Here is a 354-nt window from a genome sequence, read left to right as displayed (position 1 = left end):
CACTATTTGTCAATTGAACTACAAAATTATTTGTAGCTGACTGAGTTGATAAATTAAAATTATCAATCGTAACATAATCAGCCCCATCCAATAAGAACAAACTTCTTGCTCCAGCAGAAGTAGTAGAAGTTAATGTCTCTCCATTTCCATTAAATATTACTGTATTTGTTGCACTTGTATTGATTATCTCAGGAATTACAATTTGTTCATTAAATGGTCCTGAACCTACTAGTGCATTAAACACAACTGGTCCAGCAATACCACAAGACAAAGCATTGACAGCTGCCGTAAAATCAGCATAATCTCCTCCTGCACCCACAGTATAAGTCCCTGCAGCTAAATTTGGTGATGTTT

General features: G+C 35.6%; 1 protein-coding gene. It reads right to left on the bottom strand.

The window, feature by feature from the left end; all coding sequences use genetic code 11:
* Nucleotides 1-354, bottom strand: a 354-nt coding sequence (locus tag C6368_RS17150) for a hypothetical protein (protein ID WP_159038685.1), incomplete at both ends; no start/stop codon positions are given.

Origin of the sequence: Brumimicrobium mesophilum (assembly GCF_003025005.1) — a bacterium.
Taxonomy (GTDB): Bacteria; Bacteroidota; Bacteroidia; order Flavobacteriales_D; family Crocinitomicaceae; genus Brumimicrobium; species Brumimicrobium mesophilum.
The sequence above is the reverse complement of the archived record's forward strand: the minus strand, read 5'-3'. Positions and strand labels throughout refer to the sequence as shown.